This window comes from Enterobacter hormaechei subsp. hoffmannii, assembly GCF_001729745.1.
Taxonomy (GTDB): domain Bacteria; phylum Pseudomonadota; class Gammaproteobacteria; order Enterobacterales; family Enterobacteriaceae; genus Enterobacter; species Enterobacter intestinihominis.
Map to the genome: position 1 here is coordinate 22100 of NZ_CP017187.1, position 17305 is coordinate 39404.

The following is a 17305-nucleotide window of genomic DNA, read 5'->3' on the forward strand; positions in this document are numbered from 1 at the left end:
AGTCCAACATTTACCGGTAACACTTTCTTTTATTTATAATGATATGGGATAATTTTTTATTCCGAGGGCAACACTAAACTTTCCGCGAGGAACTCTACAAATGATGAGGTTCTTGATGGAAGAACAATGTTTTTATAATAAACCGCATTGAGTGGTTCGCGGACACGCAGTTTCTCTTTTATATTAAGATTGACAAGATCACCCTTTGTAATATCATTTTTTACATACGGTTCTGGCAGGCAAGCAATACCCGACGAGTGAATGGCCAGCTGTCTTATAATCTCACTGTTTGAAGCGACAATGGATGGCTGAATTTTATAATAGTGTTCTTCGCCCGTATCCAGAGGCCAGTCATTCATTAAGGAGTTTTGTTTGTAACCTATCAGCCTGTGGCTTTTTAATGCATCAACTCGATGAGGCATACCATGCTCTGCAATGTATCGCGGAGAGGCAACAAACATCATCTGGCACAGCCCAAGTATCTTCGCATGTAAGCCGGAGTCTTTGAGTTTTCCGATGCAAACAGCAACATCACTTCTGTGTTCAAGCAAATCATAAACATTGTCATTTGAAATTATTTCAATTTCTATCTCAGGATAGCATTTCTGATATCGATGCAGAACCGGTGTAATGACGTGCAGTACAAGAGACGTGGACGCAATGATCCGAATCTTCCCGGATGGATGACGACGTTTCATGGTGACATGTTCTTCTGCATCCTCTACTGAAGCAATGATTTGTTTGGCATATTCCAGGAATGTCCTTCCTTCTTCAGTGGATTCCAGTCTCCGCGTTGAGCGTCTGACCAGTACGGTATCTAATTTCTCCTCCAGTCGTCGAAGCGCTCTGCTAACAGCTGATACGGTAAGATCCAGCTCATACGCAGCTCGTGATAATGTCCCTGTTTCTATAACAGCAATAAATATCTGCATTTCTGCTAAAGTTGTTTTCATCTTTGCCTTGAAGTCAAAAGTGTTTTAACGGCATAAATCTGTTCTTATTCACAGAGATATTTCAGTATTAATCCTTACATTTATCGATTAAGGATTTTTATGCCAATAGCACTCTTCGCTTTGACAATCAGCGCTTATGCTATCGGGACAGCTGAATTTGTCCTTGTTGGAATCATTCCCATCATTTCAGCTGATTTATCAGTTTCAGTACCGTCAGCGGGTCTGCTTGTCAGTCTCTATGCGCTGGGGGTGGCAGTAGGTGCACCTCTTTTAACTGCAGCCACAGGAAAAATGTCCCGCAAAACGCTTCTTCTGTGCCTGATGGTCGTTTTTACTCTTAGCAATTTGTATGCCTGGCAAGCTCCCGGGTTCGTTTCGCTGATTGTGGCGAGGATCATCACCGGCATGGCACACGGCGTGTTCTATTCCATTGCTTCAACCATCGCTGCCAGCCTTGTTCCAAAAGATAAAGCCACGAGTGCAATAGCTATCATGTTCGCCGGGCTGACCGTTGCTCTGGTCACCGGTGTTCCCCTGGGGACTTTCATCGCTCAGCACCTTGGCTGGAGAGCCACATTTTTGTCAGTGTCTGTTCTCGGGATGATCGCCTTTGCAGGCAGCTTGTTACTGATCCCTCGCGGCATAAAAAAATCTGAACCCGCGCCAGTAAGATTTCTACTCAGGGTTCTGACAACCCCCCAACTGATACTGGCATATTCCCTGACAGCGGTCGGGTACGGGGGATCGTTTATAACGTTTACCTACCTTGCCTCTACTCTTGAGGAAATATCCGGATTTTCACCCGCTGCTGTAAGCGGTGTCATGCTGGTATACGGTTTTGCAGCTGCACTGGGTAATCTGTATGGCGGACGGATCTCTGACAAACACGGCCCTATTAATGCCCTGAAAATTATATTTTTATTACTGTCCCTGGTGTTGTTCGCTTTATATCTGACAGCATCTAATTCATGGCTGATGCTGGTCACTACATTTGTCTGGGGTGCTGCCGCATTTGCAAACGTCCCTGTACTGCAATATCTGGCTGTCAGGGAGGCTGAGAAATTCGTTCCTGAAGCTGTGGATGTGGCATCAGGGCTGAATATATCGGCCTTCAATATCGGTATCGCCGGCGGAACCTGGATAGGTGGCCTGGTCGTAATGCATTTCGGTCTCCTGCATACCACTTGGCTTGCCGGTGCGGTCGTTTTCTTCGCTTTCCTGCTCAGTATTTTCGCGGGAGCGCTACAAAAAAGGGAAAGAAGCACTGAAGCTGCGTACTGAAAACCGTCGTGAGCATCACCCATAAATTCATTTAGTTTTCAACGCATATAGCCTGAGTCCGGAGCTATGCTCCTCCTCAGGCTATAGCAGTTACGCTGAATAACAGACTGACTGGCAGTTAGGCATCGACAAAGAGAACTTTACCGTTGATAAATCCGTCAACAGAACGCTGGAACGCTTTTCCGACCAGTTTGCCCGGAACTGGCTGGAACCCTGGGAGCATAGGGCCGTAAACATCCCAGGCTTCTTCCAGTACGGTTGGGTTCACTACATTGATACGGATCCCGCGGGGCAGTTCGTTAGCCACACACTGTACAAATGTGTCGATAGCACCGCTGGTTGTTGCGTCAGCAATAGAGCCGGGGATAGGTTTCACATTATGAATGCCGGAAATTAAAGTGAATGAGCCGCGGTCGTTGATGTACTCAAGGCCAATTTTAACAACATTGATCTGACCCAGCATTTTGCTCTGGACAGTAAGCTCCCACTGCTCAGCCGTCATATCGACAAAACTGGCATACTCGCAGTGACCAACTGCGTTAACAACAGCATCAAATGCGCCGACGCTTTTGAAAAGAGCTCTCAGAGATTCATGGCTGGTAATATCTACCTGATAGTCCGTACCTTTTCCTGAGCGACTGGCGGTGATAACTTTGTGATCCCCCAAACCGGTCAGCGCCGCTTTACCCATCTTCCCCTGAGCACCAATCAGAATTACAGTTTTCATTATTTGCCTCGGATATGTTTATGAAATACGGGAGAAATCATATACGAGGTGTGATACAATTTAAATAAATAGGTAATTGTATGAGGTACAACTAGAATTGGATTTCATTGATATCAAACACATGCGTGTATTTCTACTGCTGGTTAAAGAACTCAATGCCTCAAGGGTGGCTTCAAAGCTGGATATCTCTCAGCAGGCGGTCAGTGCATATCTTAAAAGACTCAGAACTTATTTCGGAACCGAGCTGTTTCTACGCAGGAATGCAGGACTGGAGGCGACCGACTATGCCCTTTCTCTGGTGCCTAAAGTAGAAAAAATCCTGGATGAGGTTAGCCAGCTTCGTTCACCCCAGGTATTTAATCCGAACATTCAGGACTTCAGCATATGCATAATGGCAAACGAATATGCTCAACTTACTATCATTCCATCCTTACTGAAGACACTACATATGCAGGCACCGCGGGCCAGCGTTGAAATCAAAGACTTCAATTCCAGGCACCACGTTGAAAGTCTTAATTCCGGCGATGTCGATCTGGTACTGGGTTTTTCGAATCATATTGATCCCGGACTGATACGCAAAAACATCCGGCGTGAAGAGTACTGCTGTGTGGTCAGACACGGCTCAGCTATTCCGGGAAAACTTGAAATGAAAATGTCCTTTTCAGACATTCCTGCCGTTAAATTTGCTCCGAGTGCCGGTAATATTGAAAATCTGGTTGATGATTTTTTTAACAAAGCCGGAATGAAAAATAATGTCATCGCTACGTTACCGTGTTATACGACGCTCGGCGCTTTTTTCACTGCGAATGACGCCATTGCTTTCATTCCATCAGCGATAGGAGCGCAGGGAAATTACTGTAAACTGGAGATGCCAGAAAAAATGGTCCCGTTTGATGTTACTGTCGCCTGGCATCGGAAAAGTAATGATAATCCGCTCCGAGTATGGTTGACCAAAATACTGGAAATGACGACTATTTCCGGGGGCACGAATTGTGTTTAACATTTGCGATCAGTCAGAAAAACTGATCGGCCTATACAACATCAAATGGCATATAGCTATAGTTCCAGATTCCCTATGAATTTTCTCCTGCTTTTGCATCAGCTCAAACTTATTCATTTGTAATCCTGGCTTTGATATTCAGAAGGAGGATTCTCATCGCCAGTTCTGATCCACTTAGTCAACAGATCATGCAACGTCTGTAGGTGGGATTCGACCTTCTTCCATTCGCTGTTCTGACATAAGCCAGCAAGGATTAGCGCAGGTTCCGACTTTACTTTTTTAGGATCTAAGCAAAAGAGGGAAAAGATTAATGCATTTATTGCAATAATTCACAATGATTATTGTGATTTAAGAATTATTGTCTTTTGGGAAGTAAAAGACACTGATTATTGCCGATAAAAGACAAGTTATCCTGACGGCGCATCAACGACGAAGCGGTAAGCATCAGTTTCCCTCTGAACGTCCGTCCTCCCCTTTTACATTGTGGCCGCCCTAATGTCCGCTTTGTGCCAAAAGCTGGCGTTGCTATGGCTGCTGGGTATCAACCGGTAGGGGCCAGGTCAGGGGCACGGGCGGTATGGAGGCTGGGTAATCATGCCTATGACGTCCCGGCCGCTTTAAAGGTGAATGATTATCTTCATCTGTGGGCTGGAGCCCTGGATGTAGCCGGCAACGTTTTGAACAGCAAAAACGCATGCCCTTTAAAATATTGCGCAGTTCAGGGGGGAATGTCTTGGAATGATGTTCACGCCTGATAAGCTTCCCCCCCTGTATCAGCATCAGAATCCTTCACCTTCGCCTGTTACCGCCGGGCCAGAATAATGAACCTGTGCAATTTTCCAGTTTCCGTCAGGGCCTTTTAACAGCACCTGGCTTTCGCGCCCAGTAGTATGAAGCTCATCGCCGCTATCACGAAAGGTTGCAACAAAGTCCCAGTAAAACTCTACTACGGCCGTATTTTCACCATAGTAACGGATGTCAGGCGCACCTACGGTTTTCAGTAAACGGCTGGAAAACATTTCATCCATTGTCATGCGATAAAAGTTTTGCTCAATCTCATCCCAGCCTTTTTCATGTCCGCGGGGATGAATGAAACTGACGTCATCGCCAGCCTTCCATATAGAGCGCGCTAATTCGTAATCGCATCGGATAATTGACTCGATATAATCACTGATGACATTCTCAGCTTTGTCATGCTTCAGGTTCATTTTTAACCTCATTTTTTACCGGCATCCAGATTCAAAAATTCTGGAAGAAAAGACTTAGTTAATTGACTTTGACTGTCGATGAAAGGTGCCCCGAAGTGACGGGGCAACATTGTCAGGCAAGCGCTTTCTGAACGCTTACTGCGATAGGCGTAGTTTTTCTGCCAATCAGTTTTGACAGAACATGGCTGTCATCAAACAACGCGTTCTGAGAGGCACCCGTATCCCATGACGCAATCGCCTCAGCAAATCCATCAGGCAGGCCTGCATTTTTTAGTGCCGCCGCGTAATCTGCTTCCGGGATATTACGGTAAGGAATATCTTTGCCGCTCTGAGCCGTAATTTCCGCAGCTAAATCAGTCAGCGTATAGAATTCATCTCCGGCCAGCTCATAGGTTTTGCCTTCGTGGCCTTGCCCGGTCAGCGCCACTACAGCGGCTTCTGCGTAATCCTCACGAGGCGCGGAGGAAATTTTACCTTCGCCAGCACTGCCATAAAAAGCGCCAAGGCCCAGCGCAGGTGCAATAGAACCCGTGTAGTTTTCTGAATACCAGCCGTTACGCAGGATTGTATAGTCCAGCCCCGAGTTTTTGAGAGCCTGTTCTGTCTGGACGTGTTCTGGTGCCAGGTTGAGTGGTGACTTGTCAGCATGCAGCAAGCTCGTATACACGATGCGCTTTACACCATTTTTTACAGCAGCACGGATTACATTTTCGTGCTGCACCGCACGTTGCCCGATTTCATTGCCGGAGATAAGCAGCAGGGTATCAACTCCTTTCAATGCTACATCCAGCGTATCCTGGCGAGTGTAATCAGCTTCGCGTGTAGCTACACCCAGGCCAGCTGCTTTCGCAGGGGTTCTTACCAGAGCGACAATTTCAGAAGCGTCAACTTTTTGTTTAAGTTTTTCAATAACTAACTGGCCAAGATGGCCTGTTGCACCAGTGATTGCAATCGTCATTTTATTCTCCGTATCAGGTAAAAGTTGCTCACGTTTAAACTGAAAAGGTACTATACCGATATAGATTATTTTAGTAAGTACTTACAAAAAGGTTAGTGTTAAATGACATTGATTAAAGATCAGGTTCGTGACAATGCTTCAGCGTCAGAGATGCCTGCTATCACCTGCAATGTGATGGCTGCAGGATGCCCGTCAAGGCAGGTACTTCAACACCTGAGCAGCCGCTGGGGCGTTTTGATAATGGTCGCCCTGCTATCTGAGACCCATCGTTTCAGCAGCTTAAGACGGCGTATTGAAGGGGTAAGTGAAAGAATGCTGGCCCAGACTCTACAGTCTCTTGAGAGTGATGGGATGATTAAACGGTACTCATATGACACCATACCCCCGCATGTCGAATACTCACTGACGCCTCTGGGACGCGTTGTGGCAGTGAAACTGCAGGAACTTGTTTCAATAATTGAGGCCAGCCAGGCAGAAATCCTGAATAATTCGCGTTAAAAAATTAATGTGCTGACGTTATCGTCTGCCTGCTTTTAACGATACTACTAATTATTGACTGACCGTTCCATAATTGTTAGGGTGATAACAGTTCTGAGGCAGGAGTAAGCGATGGCAGGCAGACCAAGAGAATTTGATGACCAGCTGGTAATACAGGCAGCCATGGATGCATTCTGGCGTAACGGTTTTGAAGCGACTTCGGCGCAGGAACTCGTTGACAGCACAGGTCTGGGCCGTGGCAGCCTGTATGCTGCTTTCGGCAGTAAAGAAAATCTTTATCATGAAGCCCTGCGACGCTATCACCGCTCCAGCATTGAGTTTCACGAGGAAGTTTTCCGCCAGCCCGGAAGCGTGAAAGATCGACTCCGAATTCTGCTTGAAAAAGGCATTGAGCTTGATTTCAGCGACATTGAGCGTAATGGCTGTATGGCGATATTTTCTCCTCTCGAAAGAGCGGCTAAAGATAAAACCGTTGAAGGCCTGAGTCGCAGCTATATCAAAGAACTTGAAGGGATGTTTGTTGCGCTTTTTTCTGCCGGTATTACGACCGGAGAGTTTGAAAGGGGCCGTCAGGCTCAGTCGATGGCGAAAGCATTCATGTGTGCCTACTTTGGCTTCCGGGTGTTTGGCAGGATCGTGCATGAACCTGAATATCAACAGCATGCGATTGAAGCGCTTATCGGCAGTATTCAGTAAAAGGCCAGAAGGCCTTTTTATTTAACCTATTTTTGAACGATCATTACAATTTACGGGGAGAAAATTTATGACTGACGATTTTCAGAAAGAACAGCTGATAGCGGCACGCTATGGCGAGAAAGACAGGCCTGAAAATATTATCTGGAACAAACAGATAGAAGGGTTACTCTGCCACCGTTCAGTCAGAAGCTTTTCGCCGCAACCTCTGCCTGAATACTGGTTTGAAACTCTGGTGGCAGCCGCACAGTCTGCCTCAACATCCTCAAATCTACAGCAATGGAGCGTAGTAGCGGTTACCGATCCTGAGCTTAAGGCACAGGTAAGAAAGCTGTCCGCTGGGGATAGCGGTCTGGCTAATGGCTACATTGAAGAAGCGCCTGCGATACTTTTATGGGTGGCTGACCTGTCGCGTAATCATGATATGACCGTGGCGGATGGTCTGAATCCGGGTGTGCATGAATATCTCGACTCATTTGTTATGGCGACTGTGGATGCCTCGCTTGCCTCGCAGAACGCTACTGTGGCGGCCGAATCAATCGGACTGGGAACCGTTTATATCGGGGCTACACGAAACAAGGCAAAAGAACTAGCCGAACTTATTCAACTGCCCCCGCACAGCTACGTTGTATGCGGACTGGTTGTCGGATGGCCCGATCCGAAAAGCAACGCAAGTATTCGCCCACGCCTGCCTCAGAGCGTGGTCGCTCACCATAACCGCTACAACGCATCTGACTTTGACGCACATGTTAAAAGCTATGAAGAAGCGTTCCATGCGTTTCGTGAAGGACTGGGAATGAAAGACAAAACCTGGAAACAGGCCGTACAAAGCTCAGCAACAAGCATGGACTATATGGACGGACGCCAGAACCTTCGCGCTACGCTTGAAGATCGCGGATTCGGTTTTAAATAAATCTGTTGCGGCTGTGTGTGCAGCCGCAAAAAAAGCGTCGCTTACTGCTATCAAATCAGACATAAGTATTACGTCCGCTTTTCGCTCAAAGCTGACCTTCCGTTCCGATCTGCCTTTTGCTTTGACTCCCTCATGCCGTTTCTCCATCACCCTTCCATACGGTTACTCAATCCAGATCCGACTTTCTGGGTTTTCGGATCTTCATTGGGGATGAAGCGCACTGGTGCATATTAGACAGTAATTAATTATTATTATTGCTCTAAGGACATTAATGACCAGAAAGCACAAAAGAATTTTATTATTGCCATTAAAGCAATTTCACTTCAATTAAATCACGATGGTCATCATTTCCGGTCATGTCAGATTTGGAACGCAAGAGTGGTTCGGATAAATCTGATCGGGATGGCATAACCCGAATGCAAAGTGGGCTACGATGGAAAGACTGGGCAAACTCAGGGACAAGGAGAAAAATAATGGCTCAACTCAGGATCCGGGGCGTCAGAAGCTACGCGCCTGACAGGGATATCTGCTTTGATCTCAGCAGTAAGGTGACACTCATCTATGGCCAGAACGGCTCAGGAAAATCCACGGTATCAGGCTATTTCTATGACCGGCAGGCGGATAAATACCGGCACTGCGCTTTTGAGAGCCCGCACGTCAGCCACTTTCAGGTCTTTAATCAGGAATACATTGACAGTAAGTTCACCCGTTCTGACTATCAGCCCGGGATCTTCACCCTCAGCGAGGCCAATCAGGAAAGCCAGGACAAAATAAACAGTAATAATAAAGAAAGCGCAAAACTGAGTGCCCGGACAGATAAGCTGAATGAGGAGATCGCCGAGAAGGAAGGGATGAAGGAAACGGTCACTGACCGCTGTGCCAGAGATATTTTCAACCGGACAGTCAATGATAGGAAAATCCTCAGCGATTTCCTGGATGGCGCTAAAATTAAACGATCGTTTTACGAACGTATGGTGGCAACACCGCTGTCGGAGGTTAGCACCACGGCTGAGGCGCTGGCGGATAAATGGCGGATGTTAAGTCAGAGCGAAGGAACGCTTGTCGCCGAAATTCATATTCCCACGACAACTGTTTTAACGGAAGACACCCTGATACTGATGCAGGAACCCGTGATGCCTGCAAGCAGTACGCAATTCTCTGCTCTCATTCAGAAGATCGGTAATGCTGACTGGGTGCGCCAGGGACAGCAGTATATACATGACGATATCTGCCCGTTCTGCCAGCAGTCTCTGGATGTAACGGCCTTTTCGCGCGAACTGATTCAGATGTTTGATGAGTCATACCAGACGTCTCTCGGGGCGCTTAGCCAGGCCGCAGAACGACTTGCTCAGGACTGTGATGCCCTGGCCGAATTTGAACGCCGTGTTACGACCCATGCTTTCGTTGATGAGGACAGTCAGATTTTAAGCCTGGTGAAAACGGTCAATAAAGGCTTCCGGATCCTGTTACAGCAGCTCCTTACTAAAATTAAAGAGCCTTCCCTGCAGGTACAACCCGAGAACGTCCAAGATCCCCTGGTGCAGCTCCAGAAGGAAGTGGACGTTTTCAATATTCGGGTACGGGAAAACAACCGTCTTGCTGAAAACTTCGGTCAGGAAAAACAGAACCTGTATGCGGAAGTTATGGCGCACCTCAGGGGAATTTGTGAGGAGTTCTTTGCCGGGCGTGACCGGCAGCTTGGCGAACTGCAGAACGAAATCGAAACCAGATTGCGTGAAGTCGGCGCCCTGGCTGCGAGTAAGAAAACACTGGATGATGAGACGAACAGGCTGACCGGACAGCTCTCCGACATCCAGCCAACAATTAACAGTATCAATGCGAATCTCAGGCTGCTGGGGATCACCGGCTTTGAAATCATCTGCCATGATGCTGAGATGAAACTGTACCGTCTTCGCCGGGGAAGCGAGCCAGAAAAGTCGGAAGTCTTCAAATCCCTCAGTGAGGGTGAGAAAACAATGGTTGCTTTTCTCTATTTCATCGAATCGTGTTCGGGCAGTCTTACCCCGGAAACTATCCATCCGGAAAATAAACTCATTGTGATTGATGACCCGATTTCCAGCCTGTCACATAACTATATCTATGAAGTTGCAGCGCTCATTAAGCGAAAGATAATTAAGGCCGCTGCAGCGAGACATGTGGTTATACTGACGCATAATATGTTTTTCTTCCAGGAGATGCTGCTGAACAGCGGCCGCCTGCAGGATGGCAGGAATGCGCCAGCAAACTGGTCGCTGTTTCGCATCATCAAGTCGGATTACAGTTCCTGCGAAACGCTTTCCATGCACGAAATGCTCAATGAATATCAGGCGTTATGGCAGACCCTGAAAGATGTCAGGGATGCGAAAACCCAGCCCGTGGTGTTGTTCAATACGATGAGGAATATTCTGGAGTATTATTTCAGCTTTGCCTGCAAAAATGAAAAGCTTAAGGAGGCCCTGGAGTCTCTGGCTACGGAACACAGCGATGCCGGAGAATACGATTCATTTTACCGGGCCATCAACCGCCACTCGCATTCGGACGGCAGAAATCTTTTCTCCACCGGCATCATCGATAAGGATCGCTATCTGAACATGTTCAGAAAAGTGTTTATTCACACTGATGACCTTGAACACTATGTTGCCATGATGGGGGAATCCGAAGAACCGCCGGAAACAGAGGCGTAAACAGAAAGTATCGTCACCTGCGGGCACCGTTCACTTAACGCGTCGGGAGCGAGCGCATGTGATTACGCACATGCTCCACGCGCCCGAAACGAAAACGTGTATACCGTACAACGGGTACAATTTTCGGTTTCATGGCGGGTTTTCCTTTTACAGTCCGGCTACTGCCGGAAGTCCCTGTAACCATTTACAGGCGGTAAAAAGCGCAGAGGGGAACACCCGAGGTGACGACAGCTGATTATAAACACCGTTCCGGTTTGAGGTAAATCATTTCCACATTTGAAAGAGGGAAAAGCAGAGCTCCTATTCCCGGAACTAACAACAATGCACATCCAGACTTTTATAACCAAATCTAAGGAAAGCCAGAGCTCATGCAGTTAACGATCGTTCCGCACTCCAGTCCCCTCGCTAGCAACCGAGCATGTTATTTCCGGCTTTGGTATTTTTCGGATCTTCGCGGAAAAAGTGAGAAGCCCGTATAGGCTGAACATATCCATATGCCCGGCATCTGCATAGGCAATGCATACGCATATCCTGACCATCTGCATATATAGCCCCTATACATATGCATGACATCTGCCTATACTCAACATATGCACACACCCGGTGCAATGCACCCCATTCCGGATATGCACCACAGATCCACTTTTACCCGGGAGAGAATCATGAGAACCGTATCCATTTTTAAAAACGGCAACAACCGCGCCATCCGCCTGCCCCGCGATATGGATTTTGAGGGGGTGAGCGAGCTGGAGATCATCCGGGAAGGGGACAGCATCATCCTGCGTCCCGTCCGGCCGACCTGGGGTTCGTTCGCGCAGCTCGAAAAAGCCGACCCGGACTTTATGGCAGAGCGCGAGGATGTTGTCAGCGACGAAGGACGGGTTAACCTGTGAACAGGATCTATATGCTCGACACCAACATCTGCTCGTTCATCATGCGCGAGCAGCCGGAAGCCGTGCTGAAGCGCCTGGAGCAGGCGGTGCTGCGCGGTCACCGCATCGTGGTCTCGGCCATCACCTGGGCCGAGCTGTCACAGGCAGCGAAGGAGTCCGGTCCCGGCACGCAGAATCTGGCTGACGCCTTCGCCGCACGCCTCGATGCCATCCTGCCCTGGGACCGCGCCGCGGTGGATGCGACCACGGAGATTAAGGTCGCGCTGCGCATGGCCGGGACGCCGATCGACCCGAACGACACGGCGATTGCCGGGCACGCCATCGCCGCCTGCGCCGTGCTGGTGACAAATAATGTGCGGGAGTTTGAGCGGGTGCCGGGCCTGGCACTGGAAGACTGGGTTAAATAGGCTGGTAAGGGAAGCCGGAAAGGCTTTACGCCGTTTAGCTTTTATACCCTCATTATCAGGAAAAACGGGCCAGCGGAAAGAACATGCGCTTCTCTGGCCTGAAGGGAAAAAACTGAAGGGCACATCTGCCATGCAAACGGCCTGGTCAGTAATTACCGAGGTGATGACTGACCTGTTCCAGAATAATTTTTAACTCCGTCATTTCGAAAAATGAATTTAATCCGGATATGAACTGTCTGAAAGTAATTATGTCCATCTGAATAGTGAATGATGCTATGGTTAAATTAAAGTTTTTACCTTCAGCATTGAAATTCGTGAATACTTCCTTTCCCCTGTAATTGCTGTTGTGATTTACTTTTGTTTCCGCACATAAAAAGGCGGCTGCCGTCACAAGCTCACGTAAAACGGGCCACCCGAAGTAAAATCCGCTGCCATAGTGTGTGATACAGACTTCTGTATCAATGGCCTGATAAACCTCACTGAACGGATTTAAGGGAAATGTTATTGCCGTTACACTTATAGTTATCTCCCCGCTTTTGAACTGATGCTCTGCATATCTGGACTGATGTAAATGTGATGTTGTATCGTCATAATCTTCAGGGCAGTATTTCATTGAAACAGAAACTACCGGCAACAATTCAGTCAGATATTTACCTGATATAACCGTTGTCAATTCTGTTGCATTAATCCTGCCGAGTAAATGCAGCGCCTGGGGTAAGGCATGGAGCAGATTTCCAGTTCGGGCTGAACTGATGAAATCGGTAATGTCCGCGACATGCTTACTTATCTCTGGCGCTTCATCCCAGCTTTTAATTTTAAAAACATGAAGACAGTTCTGGTCATCTATCTTCATTCCACGGGCATACGCAAAACTGTAAATATCTGCCATCACGTTCAGAAATGTCTTCAGGCGTCCGGAGTGGATCACGGGGGGCGCATTTCTGAAAGCAGCATAACAGGACTTCATCATGAGAATAACTGCACAGCGATGCAGTTCTGGGGTGGGATTTTTTTTTAGCAGATAAGCTGTGAGCGGGAGAATGTTACGGGTAAAAAGAGGGATCGCTTCGGATTGTCCGGATGTGATTTTACAACCTGAAAACGTTAAATCGCTGTAGCGTTCAGGGAACGGGAAATACCAGTCCTCCCGCATAAGCAGCCATTCCCTGTAGTTCCGGCTGTCTTCCTCACTCAGTTCTAAAATAATTTCCCTCACTGGCCACCTCTTAAATTCAGTTATCGATCTGCCTTTTTTTACAAGAAAATTCATGTACTCAAAGGCATATAAATTATTTCTCTTCACAACCCCTTTAACACAACACACAGCCAGCTCAGAAAGCCGCGTAACTCGCGCATTTTCCCGGAGCCACTGTACCCCGGGCAATTAATAACCACTTGACCTGACATTTTAATAATTACCTTAAGATGCTTACCCCCATTTTCATTCCTCCGGGAGTGACAATCCTCAGGATGCAGCATCTCTGATGGAACCGTGTGCTTTATATTTCAGATCTAAAATTTAAACATTCAAATAATGTTTACCAGCGCGATATTGAAAATTACAGATGAGAAACCTAGGTACTTAGCGGTAAGTTAAAACCTGGGTTGCAATATTTTTACCCGGACATTTTTATACATATTCAGCCAATGAAATTCGCACCGCCTGAGCGCCATGCTATTCAAAATGATTATCCCGGACCTCTTCCTCATGAAGTGGCTTGCGTGTTCAGAATGTGCTCCTCTGTACTACAGCAAAAAGATCGCCGCATATGAGAATTCAAAAGCTGGACCTTCTGGTCTTTCAAACCGCAGGATCTGGAGTGAATAGATCCAGAAATAATAAAACTGCATCGCTGGTTAATCTCGAACGACTATTTAAGAAATGGCATGCCTGCAACGAAAATGATTGAAGCCAAGGATCTTGTTTTTTGATGAACCGCTAAGCGTATGCTGTTTCCGTTTGTATCAGGCAGTTTACTAACCTGCCTGATACAATATGTGGTCAATTAATTCCCGTCACGCAGCAGGTTCAGTGTGCTCCTGGAAAATGAAATATCTTCAAATTTAACCAGACATCCCCTGCCGTTGGGTGACTGAGCTTCAAAACCTACCGTCATCTCTTCTGAATCATTATCGAGTGCATCATCAAATGAAAATGCGCGGATAAATATCCACTTTCCTGATTCCAGCGAGGCATGAAATGCGTAGATATTGTCACGTCGTGAAATACGGAGGGAAACCCGGGGAGCGGTAACAACAAATGCGTTAGCATCATCAGATGTAGCTCCCTTGTTCACCACAGAAACCACCATGGGTTCACCATCAGGTGAAATTTCATAACACAATTTTGCCCAGGTTTTTTCATTCGCGCGCAGAAGTAACACACCGGCATCGAACGTATCCCTGAAGTCCACTTCTACGGTAGCGCTAAACTGAAAGTCGCCCTGCGGGCAGGGGGTCATCATCGTCACAGCATCATGCCTTGCCTTGATCATTGAGTCCGGATTACTGCACGAGGGATCGATATAAATATCGCTTTCCGGCAGGGCCGATACAGACAGTGAGCCTGTCTGCGCATCGTATGACCATGAAGAACCTTCTGAGGCTTTAAAGCCTTCCTGAACATATTGATCCATTCTCTTTCCCTTTTTTAATCATCACCAGATGAAAGCCAGTTCCGCTCACAACGACAGTACAGCGCGCGTCTCACCCATTACTCAGCCGGCATCAAGACGTCTAATCCAAGGATATGCTGCTGCACATAAGAACATCAGGAGACTCGCACCGGTAATCGCAGCACCGATCCCCCCAAGATCTATTGCCCAGCCGCCCAGAATAGCCCCCAGCGCAATGCCGCTGTTACAGGCCGAAATATTAAGCGTGCCGGCAAGTGCCTTTCCGCCCCGGGCCGCTTTCATCACCCTGATTTGCCCGAGCGGAAAGAGCGCGGTATGTGCTATACCCCATAAAACGAGGGAGAAAATGAAAAATACCGCTGATTTAGTCAGAAGTACTGAAGCTACTGCCCCTGTTCCCAGCATAACGCAGGAAATGATACCGGCTGCATCCGGATGGCGGTCAACATAACGACCGGCAAGGTAATTACCTATCAGGCCTACCGTGCCAAAGCCCATCAGCCACCAACCGATATAAGTACCCTCAATTCCGGCATGGCTTTGTAGCATGTCTGCAAGATAGGTATAAGCGCCAAACATGCCGGTAAAAACGGCAAGCGAAAGTATAAGGTTGGCAATAAAGTACCGGTTGTTAAGCATTCTGACCTGCGTCATCACACTGACGTTACTTTCTCCGGGAATGATTGGCATCGCCGCTCTGAGAAGAAATGCCATTGCAGCTGACAGAACGGCTAAAAACCAGAAGGTTCCCCGCCATCCTGCTGCGTCCCCCAGAAGTGTCCCCAGCGGTAACCCAAATAACAGTGCACCGGTTACGCCCAGATAGACCTGAGAAATGGCTTTCCCCGCTTTGTCTGCGGAAACTATTTTTCCGGCGACATCACTTCCAATTCCCCAGAAAACCGGAAGAAGAGCGGCCGGAATCAGCCTGGCCGCAAGAATTGTCCAGTAGCCAGGCGCGAGAGCAACGGCAGCATTGCTGGCACTGAACGCAACCAGTATCCACATAAAAAGTGCCCGTTTCTCAACACGGGAAAAATACGCCGTCAGCGGGGGACCGGCAAACACCACAGTCACAGCAAATGCCGTGACAAGTTGTCCTGCTACAGGGATGGATATGCCCAGATCCCCTGCCATTAATGGCATAAGGCCTATAATGACAAATTCAGTTGTCACAATTACAAACGCAGCAAGCGAGAGAATAGTGATGGCAAAGTTATCTGTTGTATTCAGAAGGGTCCCTGAGGACGTCTGAGACTTCATGGATAAAAGATCCTGTTCTTGATAATGCTGAAGCTAGTCTGCTATTTCGACACTGATACCCGTCAGAACGAATTGTTCCAGGGTTTCATTGCTGAGTCCCTCAGGGACGATAAGTACGTCGATATCAGAGATATCAGACAAACGGAAAGGCGCTGCTGTACCAATTTTATTGAGGGTGACCGGCACAATCACTCTTGAGCTTTGCTGCATAAGACAACGCTTCAGCTCTGCCTCTTCCGGCTCAAGTGCCGTTATACCAAGCGTAACATCCACCCCACAGGCACCCAGGATGAGAATATCCGGCAAAATCTGACGGGCCTGGTCCACGGTCTGGCTTCCAAGACAGGCACCCTTAATCGCATTAAATATGCCGCCAAGCACCATAGTTTTGCACAGCGTGTGCTCTGATAAGGCGATAGCGACGGCCGGGGCGTTTGTCACGACGGTGAGGGATACGTCTCTGGGAAGGCCCGCTGCGATGGCTATGTTGGTTGAGCTGGCATCAATAAAAATGGTCTGACCATTTTTAAGGTATTTAGTGATGCACTGAGACATTCTTTGTTTGTTTTCAACAAAGTTCCCCGCCCTGATCTGAATATTTCCTGCGTCAGGAGCAGGCAGTAAGGCCCCGCCATAAACCCTCCTGCAAAGACCCTGTTCGGCCATTTGCCTGAGATCACGTCTTATGGCGTTTTCAGATACGCCAAACTCTCTGGCCAGCTCAGCGGCTATTACACGACCACGAACGCTGAGGCGTTTCAGGATCTCATCCTGTCTTTCCTGATTAAGCATAAACAGACACCGACGCTTTGTTTGATTGTGTTTATTTGTGGTGATTCTTGCACGTTTGCTGGGTGTGTGCAATCCTTATTCAGCCTGGCATCCATGACTACTTATTAAGCCCGAACGTCATCAGGGTTAAACCGGAGGGAGGCATTACTGAAAGGATCAGACAGCCGGAAAATTCAGAAGGGGGTGGGTAAGTGGTCTAGCGTCATCAATGAAAAAAGACAGACCTGTGCGACAGCACTTCTGCGGTATGTCGCTCATAAAAAAGGGCGTAAAACGAAACTTGCATCTTCAGGCCAAGCGATTTCACCGTAAATCGTCATGTTGAACCTCACATCCTGAGATTTTTATTCATCTGCAAAATTCTATAAATCAAATATGAAAAATCATGCTGTAAACGGC

16 protein-coding genes are annotated in these 17305 nt (G+C 47.7%); 8 read left to right on the plus strand and 8 right to left on the minus strand.

The features are described from left to right. Nucleotides 1-56: 56 nt before the first annotated feature. Nucleotides 57-953, minus strand: coding sequence for a LysR family transcriptional regulator (locus tag BFV65_RS21550; RefSeq protein WP_053065097.1), 897 nt, complete (start codon nt 951-953; stop codon nt 57-59). Nucleotides 954-1052: 99 nt separating this feature from the next. Between BFV65_RS21550 and BFV65_RS21555 the strand changes: the two genes are divergently transcribed. Continuing rightward, nucleotides 1053-2234 carry an MFS transporter gene (locus tag BFV65_RS21555; protein ID WP_063136847.1) on the plus strand — a complete coding sequence of 394 codons (1182 nt, stop codon included), beginning with the start codon at nt 1053-1055 and terminating at the stop codon, nt 2232-2234. Nucleotides 2235-2352: 118 nt separating this feature from the next. Here the strand turns inward: BFV65_RS21555 and BFV65_RS21560 are convergent, their stop codons facing one another. Continuing rightward, complete coding sequence (locus tag BFV65_RS21560) at nt 2353-2961, minus strand: short chain dehydrogenase (RefSeq protein WP_049095464.1); 609 nt, start codon at nt 2959-2961, stop codon at nt 2353-2355. A gap of 97 nt (nt 2962-3058) precedes the next feature. Between BFV65_RS21560 and BFV65_RS21565 the strand changes: the two genes are divergently transcribed. Further along, the gene (locus BFV65_RS21565; protein ID WP_063442867.1) at nt 3059-3961 is read left to right on the plus strand and encodes a LysR family transcriptional regulator; all 903 of its coding nucleotides are present in this window, start codon (nt 3059-3061) and stop codon (nt 3959-3961) included. 779 nt (nt 3962-4740) lie between these two features. On the opposite strand, the gene BFV65_RS21570 is transcribed toward BFV65_RS21565, so the two are convergent. Both BFV65_RS21570 and BFV65_RS21575 read right to left on the minus strand, forming a co-directional pair. Next, a complete protein-coding gene (locus BFV65_RS21570; protein ID WP_023345594.1) occupies nt 4741-5169 on the minus strand; it encodes a YybH family protein in 429 nt (142 codons plus the stop codon). A gap of 112 nt (nt 5170-5281) precedes the next feature. Further along, complete coding sequence (locus tag BFV65_RS21575) at nt 5282-6127, minus strand: SDR family oxidoreductase (protein WP_023345593.1); 846 nt, start codon at nt 6125-6127, stop codon at nt 5282-5284. A 150-nt stretch (nt 6128-6277) separates the two neighbouring features. Between BFV65_RS21575 and BFV65_RS21580 the strand changes: the two genes are divergently transcribed. From BFV65_RS21580 to BFV65_RS21605, 6 genes are all read left to right on the plus strand, one after another. Then, nucleotides 6278-6625, plus strand: coding sequence for a winged helix-turn-helix transcriptional regulator (locus BFV65_RS21580; RefSeq protein WP_032638146.1), 348 nt, complete (start codon nt 6278-6280; stop codon nt 6623-6625). A gap of 111 nt (nt 6626-6736) precedes the next feature. Beyond that, the gene (locus BFV65_RS21585; protein ID WP_023345591.1) at nt 6737-7321 is read left to right on the plus strand and encodes a TetR/AcrR family transcriptional regulator; all 585 of its coding nucleotides are present in this window, start codon (nt 6737-6739) and stop codon (nt 7319-7321) included. 67 nt (nt 7322-7388) lie between these two features. After that, the gene (locus BFV65_RS21590) at nt 7389-8231 is read left to right on the plus strand and encodes a nitroreductase family protein (RefSeq protein WP_048291887.1); all 843 of its coding nucleotides are present in this window, start codon (nt 7389-7391) and stop codon (nt 8229-8231) included. Between the two features lie 473 nt (nt 8232-8704). Continuing rightward, nucleotides 8705-10915, plus strand: coding sequence for an AAA family ATPase (locus BFV65_RS21595; protein ID WP_063136849.1), 2211 nt, complete (start codon nt 8705-8707; stop codon nt 10913-10915). A 662-nt stretch (nt 10916-11577) separates the two neighbouring features. After that, nucleotides 11578-11808, plus strand: coding sequence for a type II toxin-antitoxin system VapB family antitoxin (vapB, locus tag BFV65_RS21600; protein WP_047732352.1), 231 nt, complete (start codon nt 11578-11580; stop codon nt 11806-11808). Further along, the gene (locus BFV65_RS21605) at nt 11805-12215 is read left to right on the plus strand and encodes a type II toxin-antitoxin system VapC family toxin (protein ID WP_063136850.1); all 411 of its coding nucleotides are present in this window, start codon (nt 11805-11807) and stop codon (nt 12213-12215) included. Before vapB ends, BFV65_RS21605 begins: the two co-directional genes overlap by 4 nt. Before the next feature lie 145 nt (nt 12216-12360). Here the strand turns inward: BFV65_RS21605 and BFV65_RS21610 are convergent, their stop codons facing one another. The 4 genes from BFV65_RS21610 to BFV65_RS21625 form a co-directional block, all read right to left on the minus strand. Beyond that, on the minus strand, nt 12361-13431 hold the full coding sequence (locus tag BFV65_RS21610; RefSeq protein WP_130941442.1) for a hypothetical protein: 1071 nt from the start codon (nt 13429-13431) through the stop codon (nt 12361-12363). Nucleotides 13432-14221: 790 nt separating this feature from the next. Continuing rightward, the gene (locus tag BFV65_RS21615) at nt 14222-14851 is read right to left on the minus strand and encodes a DUF1349 domain-containing protein (RefSeq protein WP_063136851.1); all 630 of its coding nucleotides are present in this window, start codon (nt 14849-14851) and stop codon (nt 14222-14224) included. Nucleotides 14852-14932: 81 nt separating this feature from the next. Next, nucleotides 14933-16114 carry an MFS transporter gene (locus BFV65_RS21620; RefSeq protein WP_063136852.1) on the minus strand — a complete coding sequence of 394 codons (1182 nt, stop codon included), beginning with the start codon at nt 16112-16114 and terminating at the stop codon, nt 14933-14935. A 33-nt stretch (nt 16115-16147) separates the two neighbouring features. Beyond that, the gene (locus tag BFV65_RS21625; RefSeq protein ID WP_053065089.1) at nt 16148-16906 is read right to left on the minus strand and encodes a DeoR/GlpR family DNA-binding transcription regulator; all 759 of its coding nucleotides are present in this window, start codon (nt 16904-16906) and stop codon (nt 16148-16150) included. Nucleotides 16907-17305 lie beyond the last annotated feature (399 nt).

Excerpts from the sequence above, each read along its gene's own strand:
- BFV65_RS21550 (WP_053065097.1), bottom strand. The coding sequence starts at position 953 with ATGAAAACAACTTTAGCAGAAATGCAGATATTTATTGCTGTTATAGAA.
- BFV65_RS21555 (WP_063136847.1), top strand. The coding sequence starts at position 1,053 with ATGCCAATAGCACTCTTCGCTTTGACAATCAGCGCTTATGCTATCGGG.
- BFV65_RS21560 (WP_049095464.1), bottom strand. The coding sequence starts at position 2,961 with ATGAAAACTGTAATTCTGATTGGTGCTCAGGGGAAGATGGGTAAAGCG.
- BFV65_RS21570 (WP_023345594.1), bottom strand. The coding sequence starts at position 5,169 with ATGAACCTGAAGCATGACAAAGCTGAGAATGTCATCAGTGATTATATC.
- BFV65_RS21575 (WP_023345593.1), bottom strand. The coding sequence starts at position 6,127 with ATGACGATTGCAATCACTGGTGCAACAGGCCATCTTGGCCAGTTAGTT.
- BFV65_RS21580 (WP_032638146.1), top strand. The coding sequence starts at position 6,278 with ATGCCTGCTATCACCTGCAATGTGATGGCTGCAGGATGCCCGTCAAGG.
- BFV65_RS21585 (WP_023345591.1), top strand. The coding sequence starts at position 6,737 with ATGGCAGGCAGACCAAGAGAATTTGATGACCAGCTGGTAATACAGGCA.
- BFV65_RS21590 (WP_048291887.1), top strand. The coding sequence starts at position 7,389 with ATGACTGACGATTTTCAGAAAGAACAGCTGATAGCGGCACGCTATGGC.
- BFV65_RS21595 (WP_063136849.1), top strand. The coding sequence starts at position 8,705 with ATGGCTCAACTCAGGATCCGGGGCGTCAGAAGCTACGCGCCTGACAGG.
- vapB (WP_047732352.1), top strand. The coding sequence starts at position 11,578 with ATGAGAACCGTATCCATTTTTAAAAACGGCAACAACCGCGCCATCCGC.
- BFV65_RS21615 (WP_063136851.1), bottom strand. The coding sequence starts at position 14,851 with ATGGATCAATATGTTCAGGAAGGCTTTAAAGCCTCAGAAGGTTCTTCA.
- BFV65_RS21620 (WP_063136852.1), bottom strand. The coding sequence starts at position 16,114 with ATGAAGTCTCAGACGTCCTCAGGGACCCTTCTGAATACAACAGATAAC.
- BFV65_RS21625 (WP_053065089.1), bottom strand. The coding sequence starts at position 16,906 with ATGCTTAATCAGGAAAGACAGGATGAGATCCTGAAACGCCTCAGCGTT.